Below are 21,730 nucleotides of genomic sequence, written 5' to 3'. Positions count from 1 at the left end.
CCATCCTTATCCTATCTAAAGGCGGCTCCGAATCCGCGTGAGCACGTTGCGTATCAGGCACTCGGAAGGGCGGAACTCCACCTCGGGAGAAACTGGGCTTTAGGATTCTTGCATCTGCCGCTAGAGGCAGGCCGCAAAGGACCTTACCCTCGAGAGATTCATGACCGATCTTGTGACACTGCAATCAGGTGCGCTCTCGCGCATCGAAGAAGCGAGCGACGCCGATGCGCTCGAAGCGCTGCGCATCGAATATCTTGGCAAGCAGGGCTCGATCTCGGCGCTGATGAAGACGCTGGGCAAGATGAGCCCCGAAGAGCGTCAGGAACAGGCACCCAAGATCCAGGGCGCGCGCACCGCGGTGGCGGATGCGATTGCGGCCCGCAAGGCGCAGTTCGAAGCGGAAGAACTCGAGAGCCAGCTCGCCTCCGAGCGCCTCGACCTGACCCTTCCTGCGCCGCAAGCCCCGCGCGGCAGCGTGCACCCGGTCAGCCAGGTGATGGACGAGCTCGCCGAAATCTTCGCCGACCTCGGCTTCTCGGTCGCCACGGGCCCCGAGATCGAGGACGACTGGCATAATTTCACCGCGCTCAACATGGCCGAAACGCACCCAGCGCGGGCGATGCACGACACCTTCTACTTCCCGGACAGGGATGCCGACGGCAATCGCATGCTCCTGCGCACGCACACTTCGCCGGTTCAGATCCGCAGCATGGTAGCGAACGGCGCGCCGATCCGTATCATCGCGCCGGGCCGCGTCTATCGCAGCGACAGCGACGCAACGCACACGCCGATGTTCCACCAGATCGAGGGGCTGGTGATCGATCGCGACATCAACCTCGGTCACCTCAAGTGGACGCTGGAAACCTTCCTCAAGGCCTTCTTCGAGCGCGACGACATCGTGCTGCGCCTGCGCCCCTCCTACTTCCCTTTCACCGAGCCTTCGGTCGAAGTCGATGTCGGCTGGCAGGACGTGAACGGCCGTCGCGTATTGGGCGGTGACGGTGATGCGCCGGGCCACGGCTGGATGGAACTGCTTGGGTCAGGCATGGTCAATCGCCGCGTGATCGAATTCGCCGGGCTCCACCCCGACAAATGGCAGGGTTTCGCATTCGGCGTGGGCGTCGACCGCCTCGCCATGCTCAAATACGGGATGGATGATTTGCGCGCCTTCTTCGACGGCGACCAGCGTTGGCTCGACCACTACGGCTTCTCGCCTTTCGACCAGCCGACCCTTTCCGCAGGCGTAGGAGCGAAGGCATGAAGTTCTCGCTCGAATGGCTGAAGTACTTCCTCGAAACCGACGCTACGGTGGCGGACATTGCGGCTGCGCTCAATCGCATCGGCCATGAGGTCGAAGGCATCGAAGACCCGGCCGACAAGCTCGAAGGCTTCCGCATCGCCAAGGTGCTGACCGCGGCCAAACATCCCGATGCCGACAAGCTGCAGGTGCTCACCGTTGATACGGGCGATGGCGATCCGCTGCAGGTCGTCTGCGGCGCGCCCAATGCGCGTGCCGGTATGAAGGGCGTGCTCGGCCTCCCCGGCGCGGTGGTCCCCGCGAACGGCATGGAGCTGCGCAAGAGCGCGATCCGCGGCGTCGAATCGAACGGCATGATGTGCTCGGTGCGCGAACTCGAACTGGGCGAAGAGCACGATGGCATCATCGAGCTCCCCGAGGATGCGCCGGTCGGCCAGACCTTCGCAGAATATCACGATGCCTCGCCCGTCTTCGACGTCGCTATCACGCCGAACCGCCCCGATTGCATGGGCGTGCAGGGCATCGCGCGCGATCTCGCCGCTGCCGGCCTCGGCACGTTCAAGCCGGTCGAAGCCTCGGCCATTGCGGCTTCAGGTGAGTGCCCGGTCGAAATCCGTACTGACGATCCGGAAGGCTGCCCGGCGTTCTACGGCCGCGTCATTCGCGGCGTCGACAACACCAGGCCGTCGCCCGAGTGGATGCAGCGCCGCCTGATCGCAGCAGGCCAGCGCCCGATCTCGGCACTGGTCGATGCGACCAACTACCTGATGCTCGCCTTCGGTCGTCCGGCGCACGTCTATGACCTTGCCAAGCTTTCGGGCGCGGTGGTCGCTCGCCGTGCGACAAACGGCGAGAAGGTCGAGGCGCTGAACGAGAAGACCTACACGCTCGACGACACCATGACCGTGATCGCCGACGACAATGGCGTCCACGACATTGCCGGCATCATGGGCGGCGAACATTCAGGCGCGACCGAGACGACCACTGATGTCCTGCTCGAAATCGCCTATTTCGATCCCGAACGCATCGGCGTTACGGGCCGCAAGCTGGGCCTCGCCTCGGATGCTCGCACGCGTTTCGAGCGCGGCGTCGATCCGGAATATCTGGACGATGGTCTCGCGATCCTTACCAGCCTGATCACCAAGACCTGCGGCGGCGAGCCGACCGAGGTCGTGCGCGCAGGCACGCCGCCAAAGAGTGCGCTGACGATCAAGTTCGACCCGCGCCTCACCGAACGGCTCGGCGGTCTCGCCGTCCCGCAGGAAGAGCAGCGGGCCATTCTCGAATCGCTCGATTTCAAGGTCGGTGACGATTGGGCGGTGACCTGTCCGCCACGTCGCCATGATATCGAAGGCCCTGCCGATCTCGTCGAAGAGGTCGTGCGCATCCACGGTATCGACGAGGTCGAAAGCAAGCCGCTGCCCCGCCGCCCCGGCGTCGCGCTGCCGACGGCAACGCCGCTGCAGCAGGCCGAACGCAAGCTGCGCCGTGCTGCCGCTGCGCGCGGTCTCAACGAGGCGATCACCTGGTCCTTCCTGCCGACCTCTGAGGCCGAACACTTCGCCGACGGCGCCGAGCTCTGGGTACTCGAAAACCCGATCAGCGAAGACATGAAGGCTATGCGCCCCTCGCTCATCCCGGGCCTGCTTTCGGCTGCCAAGCGCAATGCCGACCGCGGTGCGGATGGCGCGCGCCTGTTCGAAATCGGCCGCCGTTATTTCCGCGGGGCCAATGGCGCGAGCGACGAGAAGCCGACGCTCGGCGTGGTTCTCTCGGGCGAGAAGACCCAGCGCGGTTGGGATAGCGGCAAGGCAAAGACCTTCGACGCCTATGACGCCAAGGCCGAGGCCGAGGCGCTGCTCGAAGCCGCCGGTGCGCCGGTCGGCAACCTCATGGTCATGGGCGAGGCGGGCGACCAATTCCACCCCGGCCAAGCTGCCACCCTGCGGCTTGGTCCCAAGAACGTGCTCGCCCGTTTCGGCGCGCTGCATCCCAATACGCTGAAGGCCTTCGACATCGACGGGCCGGTGATAGCGGTCGAGATCTTCCTCGATGCGATTCCCGCAAAGAAGGGTGGCGGCTTCGCGCGCGCTGCCTATTCGCCGCCAGCATTGCAGGCGATCACGCGTGACTTCGCTTTCCTCGTCCCCGCAGAACTTGCGGCAGGCGACCTCGTCAAAGCCGTGCGCGGTGCGGACAAGAAGGCCATCGTCGATGCGCGCGTGTTCGACGTTTTTGCCGGACAGGGCGTGCCCGAAGGCAAGAAGTCGGTTGCCATCGAAGTCACGCTCCAGCCGGGCGAGAAGAGCTTCACCGACGAAGAGATCAAAGCGATTTCCGACAACATCGTGAAGAACGCCGCCAAGCAGGGCGCGGAGCTTCGCGGATGAAGACCGCCTTCGTCACCGGAGCCACCGCAGGCATTGGTGAGGCGACCGTCCGCACGCTTGTCGCGAGCGGCTGGCGCTGCGTGGCGACTGGTCGCCGCAAGGAGCGGCTTGATGCGCTGGTGGCCGAGCTGGGGCCGGACAAGGTCCATGCCGCCTGTTTCGACGTGCGCGACGCGGGGGCAATGGATGCCGCGATTGCAGCATTGCCCGAGGACTTCGCGGGCATCGACTTGCTGGTGAACAATGCCGGTCTCGCGCAGGGCCTCTCGCCCGCGCAGGAAGCCGATCTCGACGACTGGCAGACCATGATCGACACCAATGTGACGGCCATGGTGGTGCTGACCCGCAAGCTCCTGCCCGTGTTGATCGAGCGCAAGGGCGCGATCATCGCGATTGGCTCGGTGGCGGGCAGCTACGTCTATCCGGGCGGCAACGTGTATGCAGGCTCCAAGGCCTTCGCGAACCACTTCACGCTGGCCCTGCGCGCCGATCTCCACGGCACCGGTGTACGCGTGACGAGTATCGAGCCGGGCATGGTCGAAACCGAATTTACCGTCGTGCGCACAGGCAGCCAGCAGGCTTCCGACGACCTTTATCGCGGCGCCGATCCGATGACCGGGCAAGACATCGCCGACACGATCAAGTGGATCGCCGAGCTGCCGCCCCACCTAAATATCAATCGCATAGAGCTGATGCCGGTGAGCCAGGACTTCGCTGGCTTCCGCGTCGCGCGCTCGTAAGAGAACCATGACCTCAGACCGCCGTACATTCGCGATCATCTCGCACCCTGACGCTGGTAAAACCACGCTCACCGAAAAGCTGCTGCTGACCGGCGGCGCAATCCACTTGGCTGGCGAAGTAAAAGCACGCGGGCAGGCTCGCCGTGCGCGGTCGGACTGGATGAAGATCGAGCAGCAGCGAGGGATCTCGGTGACCAGCTCGGTCATGACGTTCGAGCGAGACGGGATCACCTTCAACCTGCTCGACACGCCGGGGCACGAGGATTTCTCCGAAGACACCTATCGCACGCTGACCGCGGTCGACAGCGCGATCATGGTGATTGACGCCGCCAAGGGTATCGAACCGCAAACGCGCAAGCTGTTCGAGGTCTGCCGCCTGCGCAGCGTGCCGATCATCACCTTCGTCAACAAGGTCGACCGCGAGGGGCGTCCGGTTTTCGAACTGCTCGATGAGATTGCCGACATGCTGGCGCTGGATGTCAGCCCGCAGATGTATCCGGTCGGCATGGGCGGCGAATTTCAGGGCATCCTCGATTTCGACAGCGGTGAGGTGGTGGTGCCAGAAGGCCCGTCGAAGGAATTCAAGGGCAAGCGCGTCTCCGATTTCGACCTGCCAGCTGAGATCGAGGAGAATATCGAACTCGCCCAAATCGGCTATCCCGAATTCGATCTCGAGGCTTATCGCAATGGCGATCTGACCCCGGTCTACTTTGGCTCGGCGCTCAAGAATTTTGGCGTCACCGAGCTGATCGAGGCGATTGCCAAACATGCCCCGCCGCCGCGCCCGCAGCCGGCTGGCGACACGCAGATCGCGCCCGACCATGACGAGGTCACCGGCTTCATTTTCAAGGTCCAGGCCAATATGGACCCCAATCACCGCGACCGCATCGCCTTCATGCGGCAGGTCTCGGGCACCTTCAAACGCGGCATGAAACTGACGCCTTCGGGTCTCGGCAAGCCGGTCGCGATCCATTCGCCGATCCTCTTCTTCGCGCAGGACCGCGAAGTGGCCGACACGGCCGAGCCGGGCGATATCATCGGCATTCCCAACCACGGCACTCTGCGCGTCGGCGATACGCTGTCGGAGAAGAACCAGGTCCGCTTCACCGGCCTGCCGAATTTCGCGCCGGAAATCCTGCGCCGCGTGGCTCTCGTCGATCCGACAAAGACCAAACAGCTGAGAAAAGCGCTCGACGATCTCTCCGAAGAGGGCGTGATCCAGGTCTTCTATCCCGAGATCGGCGGCCAGTGGATCATCGGCGTGGTCGGCCAGCTACAGCTCGACGTTCTGATTTCGCGCCTTTCGGCGGAATACAAGGTCGAGGCCAAGCTGGAGGCCTCGCCTTTCGCCACCGCGCGCTGGATCAAGGGCGACGAAAAGGCGTTGGCGGAATTCGAGAAGTTCAACCTCTCCACCCTCGCCAAGGACCGCGACGGTGATCTCGTCTTCATGGCCAAGAGCCCTTGGGACGTGAACTACCAAGAAGAGAAGAACCCGGACCTGACCTTCTCGGCCACGAAGGAACGGTAAGGTTGAATCCGGCGCGGAGGCGATGCAAAGCCACCGCATGACCATTCCCGGCCCTACTTCCCAGACTTTCATCTCGCAACGCCTGCGACTCAACTATCTCGATTGGGGCAATCGCGGGAAGCCGCCGCTGGTGCTCGTTCATGGCGGGCGCGACCATGCGCGCAGCTGGGATTGGGTCGCCGAAGAACTGCGCGACGACTGGCACGTGGTGGCGATGGACCATCGCGGACACGGCGACAGCGACTGGGTGTCGGACGGCAACTACTCGGCCAACGACATGGTCTACGATCTCGCCCAGCTCATTCACCAGCTGGGAGTGGGCCCGGTGACCATCGTCAGCCACTCCATGGGAGGCAATGTCTCGCTGCGCTATGCGGGGACCTTCCCCGAAATGGTGACCAAGATCGTGGCAATCGAAGGCCTCGGTCCCAGCCCCAAGCGGCAGGCCGAGATGCGCGAGAAGAGCTATCCCGAGCGTCTTAACGAGTGGATCGGCAAGAAGCGCGCCGCCTCGGGCCGCATCCCCCGCAAGTACGAAAGCATCGAAGCCGCCTTTGCCCGCATGATCGAGGAGAACAGCTATCTCACCGAGGAGCAGGCACGTCATCTCACCATTCACGGCGTGAACCGAAATGAGGACGGCACTTACAGCTGGAAGTTCGACCCGCACCTCAACGTGTGGGCGGTCGAGGACATCGCCGATGAATTCCTCCACCAGACCTGGGCCGCGATTACTGCGCCCACGCTGCTGCTCTATGGCGCCGACAGCTGGGCCTCGAATCCGGAGGGTGACGGCAGGCTCGATCATTTCTCGAATGCCGAGGTGATCGAGTTCGAAAACGCGGGCCACTGGCTCCACCATGACCAGTTCGACCGCTTCATGAGGACAATACGGGACTTTCTCTGATGGCAGACTTCTTCGACGCGCTGGATGACAAGCACATCGCGATGATCGGCAAGCAGCCGGTCTTCTTTGTCGCAACCGCCGCCGAAGATGCCCGCATCAATCTGAGCCCCAAGGGTTACGACGCCTTTCGTGTGCTGGACCCGAAGCGGGTGGCCTATCTCGACCTCGGCGGCTCGGGCAACGAGACCCATGCGCACCTCGCAGCCGACGGGCGCATCACGCTGATGTTCTGCAATTTCGACCGGCCCGCACTGATCCTGCGCATCTATGGTCGCGGGCGGGCCGTGCTCCCGCAGGACCCGGAATGGGCGCAGGTGTCATCGCATTTCGAGATGATGCCCGGCACGCGGCAGATCTTCGATATCGAAGTCGAGAGTGTCCAGACCAGCTGCGGTTGGGGCGTCCCGTTCATGGAATATCGAGAGGAGCGGCAGACGCTGAAGAAAGCGCATCGCCAGACCGACCCGGGAGAGTGGGTTTCAAAATACCAGGACCGGACCAGCAGCATCGACGGTCTGCCGACCCGCCCGACAGACCGCTTCATCGCTGGTGACTGAAACGCGCTGCAACTCCCTCGCAGCCGAATAGTTGAGGCCCCGTGCAGCTAACCTTCGCCAGCTATAATATTCACAAGGCCGTGGGTCTGGATCGCAAGCGCGATCCCGAGCGCATCCTCTCGGTCATTCACGAGATCGATGCCGATGTAATCGCCTTGCAGGAGGCCGACAGGCGGATAGGCGCACGCGAGACGTGTATTCCGCGCGCCGAGATCGACGATACGCACTGGCGGTTGATCGAGGTGGCGAAGCGGCCGCGCAGCATCGGCTGGCATGGCAATGCACTCTTGGTGCGCCGTGAATTCGATGTGCACGAGGGCGAGGCTCTCGAACTGCCGACGCTCGAGCCACGCGGAGCGGCCTGCGGCGAAATCACGGTCGAAGGCCAGCGCATCCGCATCATCGGAACGCATCTCGACCTGTCGGGCCTGAGGCGGCGCGACCAGATCCGCTCGCTCGTGGGCTTCGTCGACGATTGTTCGCGCGACCTGCCGACCGTCATCATGGGCGATTTCAACCAGTGGGGCCGCGGCACCGGCGCGATGCGCGAGTTCGCCGAACGCTGGATGATCGTGACCCCGGGACGCAGCTATCCCTCCCGCCAGCCGGTGGCGACGCTCGACCGGATCGTGGCGAGCAAGCACTGGGGCTGTGTCGAGGCGGAGGTCCATCACACCGGCCTATCGGCGGTTGCTTCAGACCATTTGCCGATCGTTGCGAAGCTCGAACTGATTAAAAAGTAGGCTTGCGCCCAATTATTAGGCAATAATTCCTGCGCGAAGCGGTGTTTTCGCGTAATTTTCTCCCATTTCGCTTTTGGCACGCCCTTTGCTGCAGGTGCGAACGCCGGTGCTTGGTCCGGTTCGCAATTCAAAGGGGTGAAGGCGTGAAATTCATCGTCGCTGTCATCAAGCCGTTCAAGCTCGACGAGGTCCGCGAGGCTCTCGGCGGCATCGGAGTGGCCGGAATGACCGTTTCCGAAGTCAAGGGCTTCGGCCGCCAGAAAGGCCAGACCGAAATTTATCGCGGTGCCGAATATTCGACCAACATGCTGCCCAAGGTGAAGCTGGAGATCGCGGTTGCCGACGATCTTGCGCCGCAGGTGGTCGAGACAATCCAGCAGACCGCCAGCACCGAGGCGATCGGCGACGGGAAGATCTTCGTGCTCGACCTCGCCAGCGCCACGCGCATTCGCACCGCCGAAACCGGCGAAACCGCGCTCTAAGGGGGACCCAGAGACATGAACCGTTTGCTTACCCGTTTCGCTCCCCTGGCGCTTGCCGGGATGGCGCTCGCCGAACCGGCGCTGGCGCAGGAAGCTGCCGAACCGGCAACCGATGCCGTCGGTGGCGGCACCGTCTACATCCTCAATACGCTGCTGTTCCTGATCGGTGGTTTCCTCGTGATGTGGATGGCCGCCGGCTTTGCCATGCTCGAGGCCGGACTGGTCCGCGCGAAGAACACCAGCGTGCAGTGCATCAAGAACATCGGCCTATATTCGATTGCGGGCCTGATGTTTTGGGTAATCGGCTACTCGATCGCCTATCCGGGCTTCGCCGAAGGCTCGCTGGGCCTCGTCGGCGTTGCCGGCTTCCCCTATTCCATGCAGGGCGTGGGAGAAGCGGACCTCGAGACGGGCTATTCGGTCGCCTCGGACTGGTTCTTCCAGATGGTCTTCTGCGCCACCACGGCCTCGATCGTTTCGGGCACCGTCGCCGAGCGCGTGAAGATCGTTCCGTTCTTCATCTTCGTCTTCTTCCTGACCGCAATCATCTATCCGGTGGTGGTGAGCTGGGAATGGGGTGGCGGCTATCTCGATAGCGTCCACGGCTTCTCCGACTTCGCAGGTTCGACGCTGGTCCACTCGACCGGTGGCTGGGCGGCGCTCGTCGGCGCGCTCATCATCGGCCCGCGTCTCGGCCGCTACGGTGCGGACGGCAAGGTCAACGTCTTCCCGGGCGCCAACATCCCGCTGGCAACGCTGGGTACCTTCATCCTGTGGCTCGGCTGGTTCGGCTTCAACGGCGCTTCGCAGCTTGCGATGGGCACCGTCGGCGATGTCAGCGACGTTTCGAAGATCTTCGTCAACACCAACATGGCAGCTGCCGCAGGTGTGGTCGTCGCGATCGTCGCAACGCTCGTCCGCTACAAGAAGGCCGACGTCACCATGGCGCTCAACGGCGCGCTGGCAGGCCTCGTCGCCATCACGGCAGAGCCGCTCGCCCCGACCGTTGGTCAGGCCATCATAATCGGCGGTATCGGCGGTCTCCTGCCGGTCATCTTCGTCCCGATCCTCGACAAACTGAAGATCGACGACGTGGTCGGTGCGATCCCGGTCCACCTTATTGCAGGCATCTGGGGCACGATGATCGTGCCGTGGACCGGCGATGCGACCTTCGGCGGCCAGGCCGTCGGCGTCATCCTCACCGCTATCTGGGCATCCGCCGCTTCGGCAGTCGTCTGGCTCGCGCTCAAGCACACCATCGGTGTGCGTCCGAGCGAAGAGGAAGAGATGACAGGTCTCGACGTCGGCGAAACGGGCATCGAAGCCTATCCGGAGTTTGCCCGGACCTGACACAAGCTCGGCGGGGCCGCCCCTCTCTCCTCTCTCTCCGAACGGAGCGGCCTCGCCCACCCATGTTCCTCCTGCGAACATAGCCTATCGAAGGGCCGGAACTCTGAGGGGTTCCGGCCCCTTTTCTTGGGTTTTGAGAGTGTGGCCCGATTGTAACAAAGTTGTAAGATTCGAACGCTGCTTATTGTAATGATGCGTGGACGGATTCAGTCTCGCCGGATCGAGAAGGCCTGAAGGCCCCAATCAGGAGGAGAGAACCCATGCGAATGACTCACAAGATGACGTCTGGCGCCCTGCGTGCAGCTCTGCTGTCCGGAAGCGCACTGGCCCTGACGGCCACATCCGTACACGCCCAAGAGGTCGAAGAGGCCGACGGCGACAGCGATATCATCATCGTGACGGCGACCAAGCGTGACCAGGCGATCCAAGACGTCCCGTTCTCGATCAACGCGCAGACGCAGGAAGACATCCAGAAATCGGGCGCAAACTCGCTTGAAGACATCAGCCGCAACGTTGCCGGCCTCTCGGTTCAGAACCTCGGGCCGGGCCAGAGCCAGGTTTCGGTACGCGGCGTTTCGGCCGGCCAAGTCGTCCGCGACCAGCCCGGCGTTAAGGAGCAGGTCGGCGTCTATCTCGACGAGTCGGTGATCTCGCTCTCGCTGTTTACGCCCGATCTCGACCTGTTCGACCTCAACCGCGTGGAAACGCTCCGCGGTCCGCAGGGCACGCTGTTCGGTTCGGGCAGCGTGGGCGGGACGATCCGCTACATCACCAACCAGCCGGTGACGGGCGTTACCGAGGGCACTGTCGAAGCCAATGTGAACCTCGTCGACGGCGACGATCTCGGCTGGCACCTCAAGGGAGCAGTGAACCTCCCGATCGGCGACAATGTCGCGATGCGCGCGGTCGGCTACTACACGCAGTACGGCGGTTTCATCGATGCGATCGGCCCTGCAGGCGGCGAAGATATTAATGGCGGCGAACGCTATGGTGGCCGTCTCGCCCTGCGGGTCGACACCGGCGAAGGCTTCAGCCTGACGCCGCGCCTGATCTACCAGAAGGTGAAGGCCGACGGGTTCAACCGGCAGGAAATCTTCAACCTTTACGCCAACCCCTTCCAGACCAACCCGACTGTGTTCGACGAGCGCGAGCAGTATCTGCAGCTGCGGGAGGCTTTCGAGGACGAGACGCTGATCGCGGACCTCGTTGCCGAAGCCGATCTCGGGAGTGTCATCCTGACCTCGGTCAGCTCCTACACCAACCGCGACATCTTGGTGAGCCGCGATGCCAGCGCGCTCACCGGCTCGGTCTCGGTCGACCTCGGCTATCCCGATGCCGGCGGCATCGACCTTGCATCGAACCTGCGCGACACAACCGATGTCGAGGCGATCACCCAGGAGATCCGCTTCTCCTCAGATACCGACGGTCCGCTCCAGTGGGTGGTCGGCGGGTTCTACTCGCAGACCGATCGTTTCTACCGCCAGCGCCTGCCCACACCGGGCTATGCGAATGTGACCGACGCAGTGCTCGGTGCAGGGACCTCGGCAGCAGTTGCCAACGGGTTCCCCAATCTCGATCTCGCCTTACAATGCCGACCTTCCCTACGATCTCGAGCAGATCGCGGTCTTCGGTGAAGGGACCTATGCGCTGACCGACCAGTTCGACGTGACCGTCGGTGCGCGCTGGTATGACTACAAGGAGAACCGCGAGTTCAACTCGGGCGGCCTGTTCGCCAATGGCGACAACGCGCGCGACGAGACCGCAAGCGACGGCATCAGCCCGCGTATCCTTCTCAGCTACGACGTGAACGACGATCTCACCGTTAACGCGCAGGCCTCGAAGGGCTTCCGTCTTGGCGGCGTGAACGACCCGCTCAACGTCACGCTGTGTTCGCCGCAGGACGAGGCGCTGTTCGGCTCCTTCCAGTCCTATGACGACGAGACGCTGTGGAACTACGAGATCGGCGCCAAGGCGACCGGCAACGGCTTCTACGCCAATGTCGCAGGCTTCTATAACGACATCAGCGATCTGCAGGTCACGCTTGATGCCGGAAGCTGCTCGTCGCGCGTCGTCTTCAACGTCCCCGAGGCGCACTCGATGGGTGTCGAGGCGGAAATCGGCTTCGAGCCGGTCGAGGGTTTCGACCTCGTCTTCTCGGGCAGCTGGATCGAAGCGGAATTCGACAGCACGATCTCCGACGATGCGGCGCTGGTGACGGCAACGGGTATTCGCGAAGGCAACCGACTGCCGTCGGTGCCCGAGCTGCAGTTCACCGCCTCGGGCAGCTACGAATGGCCCATCAGCGGCGATGCGAATGCCTATCTTGCGGCTTCGTGGAGCCATGTGGGCAATCGCTACACGCAGCCTGCCGACCAGGAAAACAACCCGCGGACATTCGTCCATGGCTTGCCCTACCTTGGTGCTCCGGCGGATGCCGAGACCACGGTCGACTTGCTGCTGCCGTCCTATGACATCGTGAACCTGAGTGCCGGTATCGACTTCGACAGCGGCCTGTCGCTCATCGCCTATGTCAACAACGTGCTCGACGAGAACGCGCTGCTCAGCTTCGACCGCGAACGCGGCGGCCGCGCGCGCCTCGCCTATCGCACCAACCAGCCGCGGACCTTCGGCCTGACCATGCGCAAGACCTGGTAAGGCACGAGCCCTTCGGGAGAGGGAGGAGGGCCGGGGGCGAAAGCTCCCGGCCTTTTCCATCGGGTCAGGCGGCGAGTTCGGCCTTCACGAAGTCCGCACAGCGTTCGCCGATCATGATGCTCGGTGCATTGGTGTTGCCGGAAACAAGGCGCGGCATGATGCTGGCATCGGCGATCCAGAGTCCGTCGATACCGTTAGCCTTGAGCGTCGGATCGACCACGTCTTTCTCATCCGGGCCCATGCGGCAGGTGCCGACAGGGTGATAGACCGTGTCCGCGCGGTTGCGGATGAGTTCGTCGAGCTCGGCATCGTTGTCGATGTCGATCGGGTAGCGATCCTTCGGCTCGAACGCCTGAAGCGCGGGGGCCCCGGCAATCCGGTGCGACAGGCGCACGCCGCGGCGCAGCACGTCGAGATCGCGTTCGTCGCCGAGGAAGTTGGGATCGATCACCGGCGCGTCTGCCGCGTTGCGGCTGCCCAGCCGCACGGTGCCGCGGCTCTCGGGCCTCAGCACGCAGGCATGGAGCGAAAAGCCGTGGCCTTTCACTTTGGTCCGGCCGTGATCCTCCAGCATGGCGGGGACGAAGTGCCACTGCACGTCGGGTGCAGGGGCATCGTCCATCACCGTCCAGAAGCCGCCGGCCTCGGCATAGGGAGATGTCCATGGCCCCGTGCGATGGCGACGGTGTTCGATAAGGCCCTTGGCCATGCGGATCGTGCCCTTGAGGCTGCCGCCGAGCAGGTCCTTGTCGGGGCTCTCCCAGCTCGACACATAGTCGAGATGGTCCTGCAGGTCCGAACCGACCGCCTCCTTCTCAAGCACGACATCGATGCCGTGCTCCTTGAGGTGTGCGCCCGGCCCGATGCCCGACAGCATGAGGATCTGCGGCGAGTTGAACGCGCCTGCGCTCAGCACGACGCCGCCGCGCGCTTTCACCGTGCGTGTGCGATTGCCAACCGAGTAGGTCACGCCGGTGACCCGTCCGTCCTCGATCTCGAGTTTCTGGACGGTGACGCCGATCCGGACGTCGAGGTTCTTGTTGCTGCGCAGCGGCTCGACATAAGCGCGCGCGGCCGACCAGCGTTCGCCGTCCTTCTGCGTGACCTGGTAGAGGCCGAAGCCTTCCTGCTTCTCGCCGTTGAAGTCGGTGTTGTGCGGAAGCTGGAGCTGGGTCGCTGCCTCGATGAAGGCCTTGCTTCCGGGATTGGGAAACTTCTGGTCTGAGACGAACAGCGGCCCGTCGTCGCCGTGATAGGCATTCTCGCCGCGCTCGTTCGTCTCGGCGCGTTTGAAATAGGGCAGGACGTCGTCATAGGCCCAGCCGGTGCAGCCGAGGCTCGCCCAGTTGTCGTAATCCCAGCGGTGGCCGCGAATATAGACCATCGCATTGATGGCCGAGGACCCGCCAAGGCCCTTGCCGCGCGGCTGGTAGCCGATCCGGCCGTTGAGGCCTTTCTGCGGGACCGTTTCGAAGCGGTAATTGATCTTGTCGTTGCTGAAAGCGAGCATCCCCGGGATCGTCACCCGGAAACCGTCATTGCGCCCGCCCGCCTCGAGCAGGCATACGCTCTTGCCCGCTTCGGCCAGCCGTCCGGCAACCGCGCTTCCGCCGCTGCCGCCGCCGACAACCACTACATCGAATTCGTCCATGGGGTCTCCTCTCGATTCGAGAGGTTAGGCAGGCTCGGCCTCGCCCGCAATCGGGTTTTCTTCCGAAACTGTTTTGCCTTCGCGCTTTAGCCATGCCTCGCGGATTTCGTCGCTGGTCTGGCGGCTGCCATCGTGCGTCCAGCCGGGCTCGCGCAGCAGGTAGGACAGCTTGTGCTTCCAAGGTGCGCGCCACATGTCCTGCGCAATGCCGATCCACTCATGGAAGACGGCCCACAGCAGGTTGAAGCTGCCGAGCTGCTTGACGATGCCGTAGCGGATTTTCTCGTCCTTCGTTTCGGGCTCGAAAGTGCCGAACATCTTGTCCCAGACAATAAAGACGCCCGCGTAGTTGCGGTCGAGATATCGCGGATTGGTCGCGTGGTGCACGCGGTGGTGGCTCGGCGTATTCATCACCGCCTCGAACCAGCGCGGCATGCGGTCGATCGCCTCGGTGTGGATCCAGAATTGGTAGATCAGGTTGAACCCGCCGCAGATGGCGATCATCGCCGGGTGGAAGCCGAGCAGGACCAGCGGCAGGGCAAAAGCGAAGCCCAGCGTCAGGAAGCCGGTCCATGTCTGGCGGAGTGCGGTGCTCAGATTGTAGTGCTGGCTGGAATGGTGGTTCACGTGGCTCGCCCAGAACCAGCGCACCCGGTGACCGAATCGGTGAACCCAGTAATACTTGAGATCGTCGAGCACAAAGCAGGCGATCCATGCCCACCAGGCCCAGCCGATGTCGAACAACCGGTATTCCCACAGGAAGAGATAGAGCGCGAAGAACAGCCCGCCGAACAGGAGGCCTGCCACCGTGCTGCCCAGTCCGAAGGCGAGGCTGGTGAGCGTGTCCTTCGGTTCATAGGCACTAGGGTTGCGCCGCCAGGCCCAGATCATCTCGATCAGGACCAGCGCAACGAAGCCGGGCACGGCGTATTCAGTGGGCGAAAAATCGGGCATGTCTCGGCGCTATCCTATAGCCTCGATGCGCTTAACCCAAGCTTGAGGATCATCGACTTCGAGCCGCACGGCGCCGTAACGGCGTTCGCCGGTGTCGACCAAGAGCGCGCCGTCGGTGATCTGCGCGCTTGCCTCCCGGGTCAGTATTCGCCCGGCCATATGTGTCCCGTGCGAACGAAGGAGCAGGATCCGGTCGCCGTGATCCGCCAGCAGCGCGGCCCTTCCGTCCTTGTCGCGGGCGATGTCGGTCGCGACGAATCCATCGACCGCCTCCGCCGCTGCTGCACGGGTTTCTTCTTCGCTCGCCAGCTTGCGTTCGGGACCCAGCTTCAGGCCCCATGCGATGGCGGCAAGAACGACGATCGCGGCGAGCGAACCGAGGAATTGGAGAAGGGCAGGTGGCAGTTCCATTGCATTGATCGATTGGCACGGGCGCCGGTTTGCGGCAAGCATCGCGGCAATCGGGGAGAAGAGATATGAGGACAACCGCCTTTTTCGCCAGCCTTGCCATGGCGAGCGCCATGCCGCTTGCTGCCCAGACTGCCGACCCCTTGGCCGAGGTCGCGGCACAGGAAGAACGCACGGATCGCGTCGCGAAGCAGATCTGGGACTGGGCCGAACTCGGTTACCTCGAGAACCGGTCGAGCGGGCTTCTTCAAGACGAACTCACGAGCGAGGGCTTCGCTGTCGAAGCGGGCATCGCCGACATTCCCACTGCCTTCCTCGCCGAATGGGGCGAGGGAGGTCCGGTCATCGCCATCCTTGCGGAATACGATGCACTCCCCGGCATCAGCCAGACCGCATCAGCGACACGCGAGCAATCGGAACACGGGGCAGGCCACGCCTGCGGGCACAACCTGTTTGCCGCTGGTTCGCTCACCGCCGCGATCGCGATCAGGCGCTGGCTCGAGCAGACCGGAACGCCCGGCCGCATCCGGCTTTACGGCACGCCGGCTGAGGAGGGCGGGTCGGGCAAGGTCTACATGACCCGGGCGGGCCTGTTCGACGATGTCGATATCGCGATCCACTGGCACGCCGATGACGAGAACAGTGCGGCGGCGCGCACGAGCCTCGCCAACCGCTCGGCCAAGTTCCGTTTCCGCGGAGTTTCCGCCCATGCTGCCGGCGCTCCCGAACGCGGCCGCAGCGCGCTCGACGGCGTCGAGGCGATGAACATGATGGTCAACATGATGCGCGAGCACACGAGCATGGATACGCGCATCCATTACGTCATCACCGAGGGCGGGGCTGCGCCTAATGTGATCCCCGACTTCGCGGAGGTCTTCTATTATGTCCGCCATTCGGATGCGGACGAAGTACGCGCCTTGTGGACCCGTCTCGAGGCCACCGCGAAGGGCGCGGCGCTCGGAACCGGCACCGAGGTCGACTGGGAGATCATCCACGGCAATAACCCGCTGCTCGTGAACGAGACACTCGCCCGCGTTATGGACAGGAAACTGCGCTCGCTCGGCGGCATCGAATACACGGCCGAAGAGCGCGCATGGGCGGAAACAATCTCGGAAAGCTTCGGAGATAACGCGATCCCGCTCGAGGAAGCGCAGCGGGTCCAGCCCTACAGCAAGACCCTGGGTTACGGCTCGACCGATGTCGGTGACGTATCATGGGCGACGCCGACCGTCGGCGTGAGAACGGCGACTTGGGTGCCCGGTACGAGCGCGCACAGCTGGCAGGCAGTGGCCGCCAGCGGTCATTCCATAGGACAGAAAGGGGCGCAGCATGCCGCCAAGGCGATGACCCTGATGGCGGTCGAACTGTTCACCAATCCGGAGCTTCGCGCGCAGGCGCGTGCCGAATTCGACGCATCGCGCGGAGCGGATTACGAATATGTCTCGCTGCTGGGAGACCGCGATCCCCCGCTCGATTATCGCAAGTAATCAGTCGGAAGACTTGCCGGCGAGCATGTCCATGGTCGGGCGGACAGGCGCGACATTGTAGCCGCCGCGCTCCGCCTGTTCCGCGATGGTTTCGGGGTCGGCTCCGTTCTTCGCCTGCGAGAGGGCCCAGAGCAGCGTCGAGCGCGTCCCGCTCCTGCAGAAGGCGAGCGCCTTACCAGTGGTGCCGGCCAGCGCCTCGGCCATCGCGTCTACCTGCGGCATCGAAAAGCCAGCCGAACTGATGGGTATTGCCTTGTAGTCCATCCCGGCATCTAGCGCTGCCTTGCGGATCGCGGCCCCGGCGGGCTGGTCGGGCGCCTCGTCGTCGGGGCGGTTGTTTATGACGAGGGTGACGCCTTCAGCCTTCGCCTGCTCGATATCCTCCGGCATGATTTGCGGAGAAGCGAGAAAGTTGTCGGTGATGGTCTTGAACTGGCTCACTGGTTCGTTCCCTCTGGTTGGGGTGTATCCGTCCTGCGGTTGCGCTGGAGAATGTTGAGGATCTCGACGCCAACCGAGAAACCCATCGCCGCGTAGATGTATCCCTTGGGGACGTGGAAACCGAAACCGTCTGCGATCAGGACGAGGCCGATCATCACGAGGAATGCCAGGGCCAGCATTACGAGCGTCGGGTTCTTCTCGATGAATTTGGCCAGCGGATCGGCGGCGACCATCATGATGGCCACCGTGATGACCACCGCGATCACCATGATCGGGATCTCGTCGGTCATGCCGACTGCGGTGAGGATCGAATCGACCGAGAAGACGAGGTCGATCGCGACGATCTGCGCGATCACCGCACCAAAGGTTGCCTTGACCGCATCGACCGGTCCGGGAGTCTTGTCGAGCAAATCGCCAGAATTGTCTTCCGGCTCCATCGAGTGGTGAATCTCCTTGGTGGCCTTCCATAGGAGGAAAAGGCCGCCTGCCAGCAGGATGAGGTCGCGACCGGAAAAGGCTGTCTCGAAGCTCGCCTTGTTGGTGCCTTCTACAGGCGGCCCAACAATGCCGAGATCGAAGATCGGCGTTTGTAGCGTCACCAGCCAGCCGATGAGCATCAGCATTCCGATCCGCATGATCAGCGCAAGCGCGAGGCCGATGCGCCGCGCGCGCTGTTGCTGATGCTCGGGCAGCTTGTTCGAGAGGATCGCGATAAAAATCAGATTGTCGACACCGAGGACAACTTCGAGCGCGATCAGCGTGAGCAGGGCTAGCCATGCAGCGGGGTCGGAAAATAGTGCGATGAGATCCATGGCGGCCTTCCGTGCCCAAGCCCGGCCCGCCTTGCAAGTGAAACAGATGAGCGTAGAGCCTTGCGAAAATGTCACAATTGTGCGGCAGACAGGCGGGCGGGGCTAAATTATTCGCATGATGCGAAGAATCGCGCTATGCCCCACGGCGGTGCGGGAGGGTTTCGTCTAGGAATCCCCGACCCGCATGCGAGTGGTACGCCTTGCAGCCTACGTACTCTCGCGTTGATTCATTGGCTGCGCGACAAGGTATTTTACGGACTATGGGTTACGACAGAGGGCGGCGCCGCGGACGGGACAAGCGGGACAACATCGGCGAAGACAGCTACGATCCCTTCGGTGGTCCTCCTGCCGGCGGTTTCGACCAAGGCGGTGGCTTTGGAGGCGGTGACCGCGGTGGCTTCGGCGGCGGCGATCGCGGTGGTTTCGGCGGTGGAGACCGCGGTGGCTATGGCGGCGGCGGTGGAAACCGTGGCGGCGGCGGTGGCGGCGGCTTCGGCGGCGGCAATCGCGGCGGCGGCTTTGGCGGCGGTCCGCGTGGTGGCGGTGGCGGCGGTGGAAACCGCATGCCCGCACAGGTTGTCGGCACCGGCAAGGGCCAGGTGAAGTTCTTCAACTCGCAGAAGGGCTTCGGCTTCATCCAGCAGGAAGGTGGCGGAGAAGATATCTTCGTCCACATCAGCGCGGTGGAACGCGCCGGTCTCGAAGGTCTCGCAGAAGGCCAAGAGCTTGAATTCAACCTTGTAGATCGCGGCGGCAAGGTTTCCGCACAGGATCTCCAGGTTGTTGGCGACGTGATCGCTGTCGAAGCGAAGAGCGAAGCGCCTCGCCGTGAACTCACGGGCGAGAAGGCGACTGGTACGGTCAAGTTCTTCAACTCGATGAAGGGCTTCGGCTTCCTTACGCGTGACGATGGTCAGCCGGATGCGTTCGTTCACATCAGCGCCGTCGAGCGTTCGGGCCTGTCGGCCATCAACGAGGGTGAGCGCTACGAGTTCGACCTCGAGGTCGACCGACGCGGCAAGTATTCCGCGGTCAATCTGGTCCCTGCCGAATAAGGTACCGGATAGAGCTTCGCGATGGGTTTGACGTGCCCCACGCGAAGGAATAGATCGCTGGCAAACACGCAGATGGCGGCTCCCTTCCCGGGGCCGCCATTTGTCTTTGACCTTTTGAGGAGCCTAGCAAGACAATGTCGATCAGCCCGCTGATGCCCGTTTATCCCCGCTGCGGCGTTCGCCCCGTGAAGGGCGAACACTGTCACCTGATCGACGAAGACGGCACGCGCTATCTCGATTTCGCCAGCGGCATCGCGGTGAACCTCCTAGGTCACAGCCATGAGGGCCTTATCTCCGCGATCCAGAAGCAGGCCGCGACGCTCATGCACGTCTCCAACCTCTACGGAAGCCCGCAGGGCGAGGAGCTGGCGCAGGGCCTCGTCGACAAGACTTTCGCCGACACGGTGTTCTTCACCAACTCGGGGGCCGAAGCTGTCGAGGCGGCCATCAAGACTGCACGCGCGTATCATCAGCACGATGAAGGGGATGCCAACCGCACCGAGCTCATTACCTTCACTAACGCCTTCCACGGGCGGACGATGGCGACCATCAGTGCCTCGAACCAGGAGAAGATGCACAAGGGTTTCTACCCGATGCTCGCCGGGTTCAAATATGCCGAGTTCGACAACCTCGAAAGCGCGAAGGCTCTTGTGAGCGACAAGACCGCCGGCTTCCTCGTCGAGCCGATCCAGGGCGAGGGCGGCATCCGTCCCGCTTCGGACGAGTTCATCCACGGGCTCAAGGCAATCTGCGAAGAGCACGACCTGATGCTGGTGTTCGATGAAGTACAGTGCGGCGTCGCGCGTACCGGCAAGCTCTATGCTTACGAACACTACGGCATCGAGCCCGATATCATGGCCAGCGCAAAGGGTCTTGGTGGAGGCTTCCCGATCGGTGCCTGCCTCGCGACCGAGAAAGCGGCGCGCGGCATGGGCTTCGGTACGCATGGTTCGACCTATGGCGGCAACCCGCTTGCCATGGCTGCCGGCATGGCCGTGATGGATGCGGTCGCCAATGACGAGTTCCTCGCCGAGGTCACCGAGAAGGGCGAGCGCCTGCGCAGCCGCCTCGAGCAGTTCATCGGCAACTATCCCGAGCTGTTCGACTTCGTGCGTGGCAAGGGCCTCATGCTCGGCATTCGCATGAAGGTCGAAAGCCGGCCTTTCTTCGTCCACCTGCGCGACAACCACCAGCTGCTGACCGTCGCCGCGGGCGATCAGACGCTCCGGGTCCTTCCGCCGCTGGTGGCCGACGATGCCGAGTTCGACGAGTTCATGGACAAGCTTTCCGCCGGCGCGGCAAGCTTCGATCCGGGGGCAAGCTGATGGCGGGCGGCGACGCGCTCGACCTCGCGCCGGTGGTCAGGAACTTCCTTGACCTCGGCGATGCAGGGGGCGACGCGATCGCCGCGATGCTCGCCGATGCACAGGACCGCAAGGCAGCGCGCGCGGGCTGGCCCAAGGGCAAGGCCGACGCGGATGCTCCGCTTGCGGGATACGTGCTCGGGATGATTTTCGAGAAGAATTCGACCCGTACGCGGGTCAGCTTCGATATCGGGATGCGCCAGCTCGGCGGCTCTGCGCTAATCCTCGATTCCGGTACGAGCCAGCTCGGACGCGGTGAAAGCATCGCCGACACCGCGCGTGTGCTGAGCCGCATGGTCGATGCGATCATGATCCGGACGGACGATCATGCAAAGGCAGAGGAGCTTGCACACCACGCGAGCGTGCCAGTCATCAATGGGCTGACCGACCGGTCGCACCCGTGCCAGATCGTCGCCGACCTGCTGACGATGGTCGAACAAGGCAAGGCGCTCCCCGGTCTCGAATTCGCATGGTTGGGCGATGGCAACAATGTGCTGCATTCGATCCTCGAGGCAGCCGGCATCTTCAAGTTCAATGTCCGTGTCGGCGTGCCCAAGGGCTATGAGCCGGAGAAGGAATTCGTCGAGCTTGCCCGCAATGGCGGTTCGCAGGTGACGATCACCCATGATGCGGAAGAAGCGGCGCGGGGCGCGGACATCATCGTCACCGACACCTGGGTTTCGATGGGTCAGGACCATGCGCACAACAAGATCGCGGCCATGGCACCGTTCCAGGTCGGCGGGAAGCTGATGTCCCTCGCAAAGCGGGATGCAAAGTTCCTGCATTGCCTGCCCGCCCATGTGGGAGACGAAGTGACCGAGGAAGTGTTCGAAAGCTCGCAATCAGTGGTCTTCGACGAAGCGGAAAATCGCATCCACGCGCAGAAATCGATCCTGCTGTGGAGCCTCGGATTGCTCGGCGGATAGGCGCACCCCTGTTCAAGAC

At 63.3% G+C, this 21,730-nt stretch carries 20 protein-coding genes; 15 read left to right on the top strand and 5 right to left on the bottom strand.

Going from position 1 to position 21,730, the window contains the following annotated elements; all coding sequences use genetic code 11:
• Nucleotides 1–160: 160 nt before the first annotated feature.
• The 11 genes from pheS (at nt 161) to ACZ1G8_RS05215 (ending at nt 12,613) form a co-directional block, all read left to right on the top strand.
• On the top strand, nt 161–1,261 hold the full coding sequence (pheS, locus tag ACZ1G8_RS05265) for a phenylalanine--tRNA ligase subunit alpha (RefSeq protein ID WP_472680783.1): 1,101 nt from the start codon (nt 161–163) through the stop codon (nt 1,259–1,261).
• Nucleotides 1,258–3,648, top strand: a complete 2,391-nt coding sequence (gene pheT / locus ACZ1G8_RS05260; RefSeq protein WP_472680781.1) for a phenylalanine--tRNA ligase subunit beta — start codon at nt 1,258–1,260, stop codon at nt 3,646–3,648. The genes pheS and pheT overlap by 4 nt, the downstream gene beginning before the upstream one ends.
• Complete coding sequence (locus ACZ1G8_RS05255) at nt 3,645–4,388, top strand: SDR family NAD(P)-dependent oxidoreductase (RefSeq protein ID WP_472680780.1); 744 nt, start codon at nt 3,645–3,647, stop codon at nt 4,386–4,388. Before pheT ends, ACZ1G8_RS05255 begins: the two co-directional genes overlap by 4 nt.
• 7 nt (nt 4,389–4,395) lie before the next feature.
• A complete protein-coding gene (locus ACZ1G8_RS05250) occupies nt 4,396–5,919 on the top strand; it encodes a peptide chain release factor 3 (protein WP_472680779.1) in 1,524 nt (507 codons plus the stop codon).
• A 37-nt stretch (nt 5,920–5,956) separates the two neighbouring features.
• Nucleotides 5,957–6,826 carry an alpha/beta fold hydrolase gene (locus ACZ1G8_RS05245; protein ID WP_472680777.1) on the top strand — a complete coding sequence of 290 codons (870 nt, stop codon included), beginning with the start codon at nt 5,957–5,959 and terminating at the stop codon, nt 6,824–6,826.
• A complete protein-coding gene (locus ACZ1G8_RS05240; protein ID WP_472680775.1) occupies nt 6,826–7,383 on the top strand; it encodes a pyridoxamine 5'-phosphate oxidase family protein in 558 nt (185 codons plus the stop codon). Before ACZ1G8_RS05245 ends, ACZ1G8_RS05240 begins: the two co-directional genes overlap by 1 nt.
• Before the next feature lie 41 nt (nt 7,384–7,424).
• Nucleotides 7,425–8,126: an endonuclease/exonuclease/phosphatase family protein gene (locus tag ACZ1G8_RS05235; protein ID WP_472680774.1), complete on the top strand. Its 702-nt coding sequence runs from the start codon at nt 7,425–7,427 to the stop codon at nt 8,124–8,126.
• A 143-nt stretch (nt 8,127–8,269) separates the two neighbouring features.
• Nucleotides 8,270–8,608: a P-II family nitrogen regulator gene (locus ACZ1G8_RS05230; RefSeq protein ID WP_472680772.1), complete on the top strand. Its 339-nt coding sequence runs from the start codon at nt 8,270–8,272 to the stop codon at nt 8,606–8,608.
• A gap of 15 nt (nt 8,609–8,623) precedes the next feature.
• Nucleotides 8,624–9,958, top strand: coding sequence for an ammonium transporter family protein (locus ACZ1G8_RS05225; RefSeq protein WP_472680771.1), 1,335 nt, complete (start codon nt 8,624–8,626; stop codon nt 9,956–9,958).
• Nucleotides 9,959–10,224: 266 nt separating this feature from the next.
• A complete protein-coding gene (locus ACZ1G8_RS05220; protein WP_472680770.1) occupies nt 10,225–11,592 on the top strand; it encodes a TonB-dependent receptor in 1,368 nt (455 codons plus the stop codon).
• Nucleotides 11,510–12,613, top strand: a complete 1,104-nt coding sequence (locus ACZ1G8_RS05215; protein WP_472680768.1) for a TonB-dependent receptor — start codon at nt 11,510–11,512, stop codon at nt 12,611–12,613. The genes ACZ1G8_RS05220 and ACZ1G8_RS05215 overlap by 83 nt, the downstream gene beginning before the upstream one ends.
• Nucleotides 12,614–12,677: 64 nt before the next feature.
• On the opposite strand, the gene ACZ1G8_RS05210 is transcribed toward ACZ1G8_RS05215, so the two are convergent.
• The 3 genes from ACZ1G8_RS05210 to ACZ1G8_RS05200 are packed head-to-tail and all read right to left on the bottom strand — an operon-like array spanning nt 12,678 to nt 15,629.
• A complete protein-coding gene (locus ACZ1G8_RS05210) occupies nt 12,678–14,264 on the bottom strand; it encodes a GMC family oxidoreductase (protein WP_472680767.1) in 1,587 nt (528 codons plus the stop codon).
• 24 nt (nt 14,265–14,288) lie between these two features.
• The gene (locus ACZ1G8_RS05205) at nt 14,289–15,218 is read right to left on the bottom strand and encodes a sterol desaturase family protein (protein ID WP_472680765.1); all 930 of its coding nucleotides are present in this window, start codon (nt 15,216–15,218) and stop codon (nt 14,289–14,291) included.
• A gap of 9 nt (nt 15,219–15,227) precedes the next feature.
• Complete coding sequence (locus ACZ1G8_RS05200; protein WP_472680764.1) at nt 15,228–15,629, bottom strand: hypothetical protein; 402 nt, start codon at nt 15,627–15,629, stop codon at nt 15,228–15,230.
• Between the two features lie 65 nt (nt 15,630–15,694).
• On the opposite strand from ACZ1G8_RS05200, the gene ACZ1G8_RS05195 reads away from it, so the two are divergent.
• Nucleotides 15,695–17,113, top strand: a complete 1,419-nt coding sequence (locus ACZ1G8_RS05195) for an amidohydrolase (protein WP_472680762.1) — start codon at nt 15,695–15,697, stop codon at nt 17,111–17,113.
• Here the strand turns inward: ACZ1G8_RS05195 and ACZ1G8_RS05190 are convergent, their stop codons facing one another.
• Nucleotides 17,114–17,554 (bottom strand): protein tyrosine phosphatase family protein, encoded by a 441-nt coding sequence (locus ACZ1G8_RS05190; RefSeq protein WP_472680761.1) that lies wholly within the window; start codon nt 17,552–17,554, stop codon nt 17,114–17,116.
• Nucleotides 17,551–18,366: a TerC family protein gene (locus ACZ1G8_RS05185; protein ID WP_472680760.1), complete on the bottom strand. Its 816-nt coding sequence runs from the start codon at nt 18,364–18,366 to the stop codon at nt 17,551–17,553. Before ACZ1G8_RS05185 ends, ACZ1G8_RS05190 begins: the two co-directional genes overlap by 4 nt.
• A gap of 260 nt (nt 18,367–18,626) precedes the next feature.
• On the opposite strand from ACZ1G8_RS05185, the gene ACZ1G8_RS05180 reads away from it, so the two are divergent.
• The 3 genes from ACZ1G8_RS05180 (at nt 18,627) to argF (ending at nt 21,711) form a co-directional block, all read left to right on the top strand.
• Nucleotides 18,627–19,421: a cold-shock protein gene (locus ACZ1G8_RS05180; protein WP_472680759.1), complete on the top strand. Its 795-nt coding sequence runs from the start codon at nt 18,627–18,629 to the stop codon at nt 19,419–19,421.
• A 134-nt stretch (nt 19,422–19,555) separates the two neighbouring features.
• Nucleotides 19,556–20,746, top strand: coding sequence for an acetylornithine transaminase (locus ACZ1G8_RS05175; protein ID WP_472680758.1), 1,191 nt, complete (start codon nt 19,556–19,558; stop codon nt 20,744–20,746).
• The gene (argF, locus tag ACZ1G8_RS05170) at nt 20,746–21,711 is read left to right on the top strand and encodes an ornithine carbamoyltransferase (RefSeq protein WP_472680756.1); all 966 of its coding nucleotides are present in this window, start codon (nt 20,746–20,748) and stop codon (nt 21,709–21,711) included. The genes ACZ1G8_RS05175 and argF overlap by 1 nt, the downstream gene beginning before the upstream one ends.
• Nucleotides 21,712–21,730 lie beyond the last annotated feature (19 nt).

This window comes from Qipengyuania sp. BR81-2, assembly GCF_055693895.1.
Note: the sequence above shows the minus strand (reverse complement) of the source record. Positions and strands in the feature narration are given on the sequence as shown.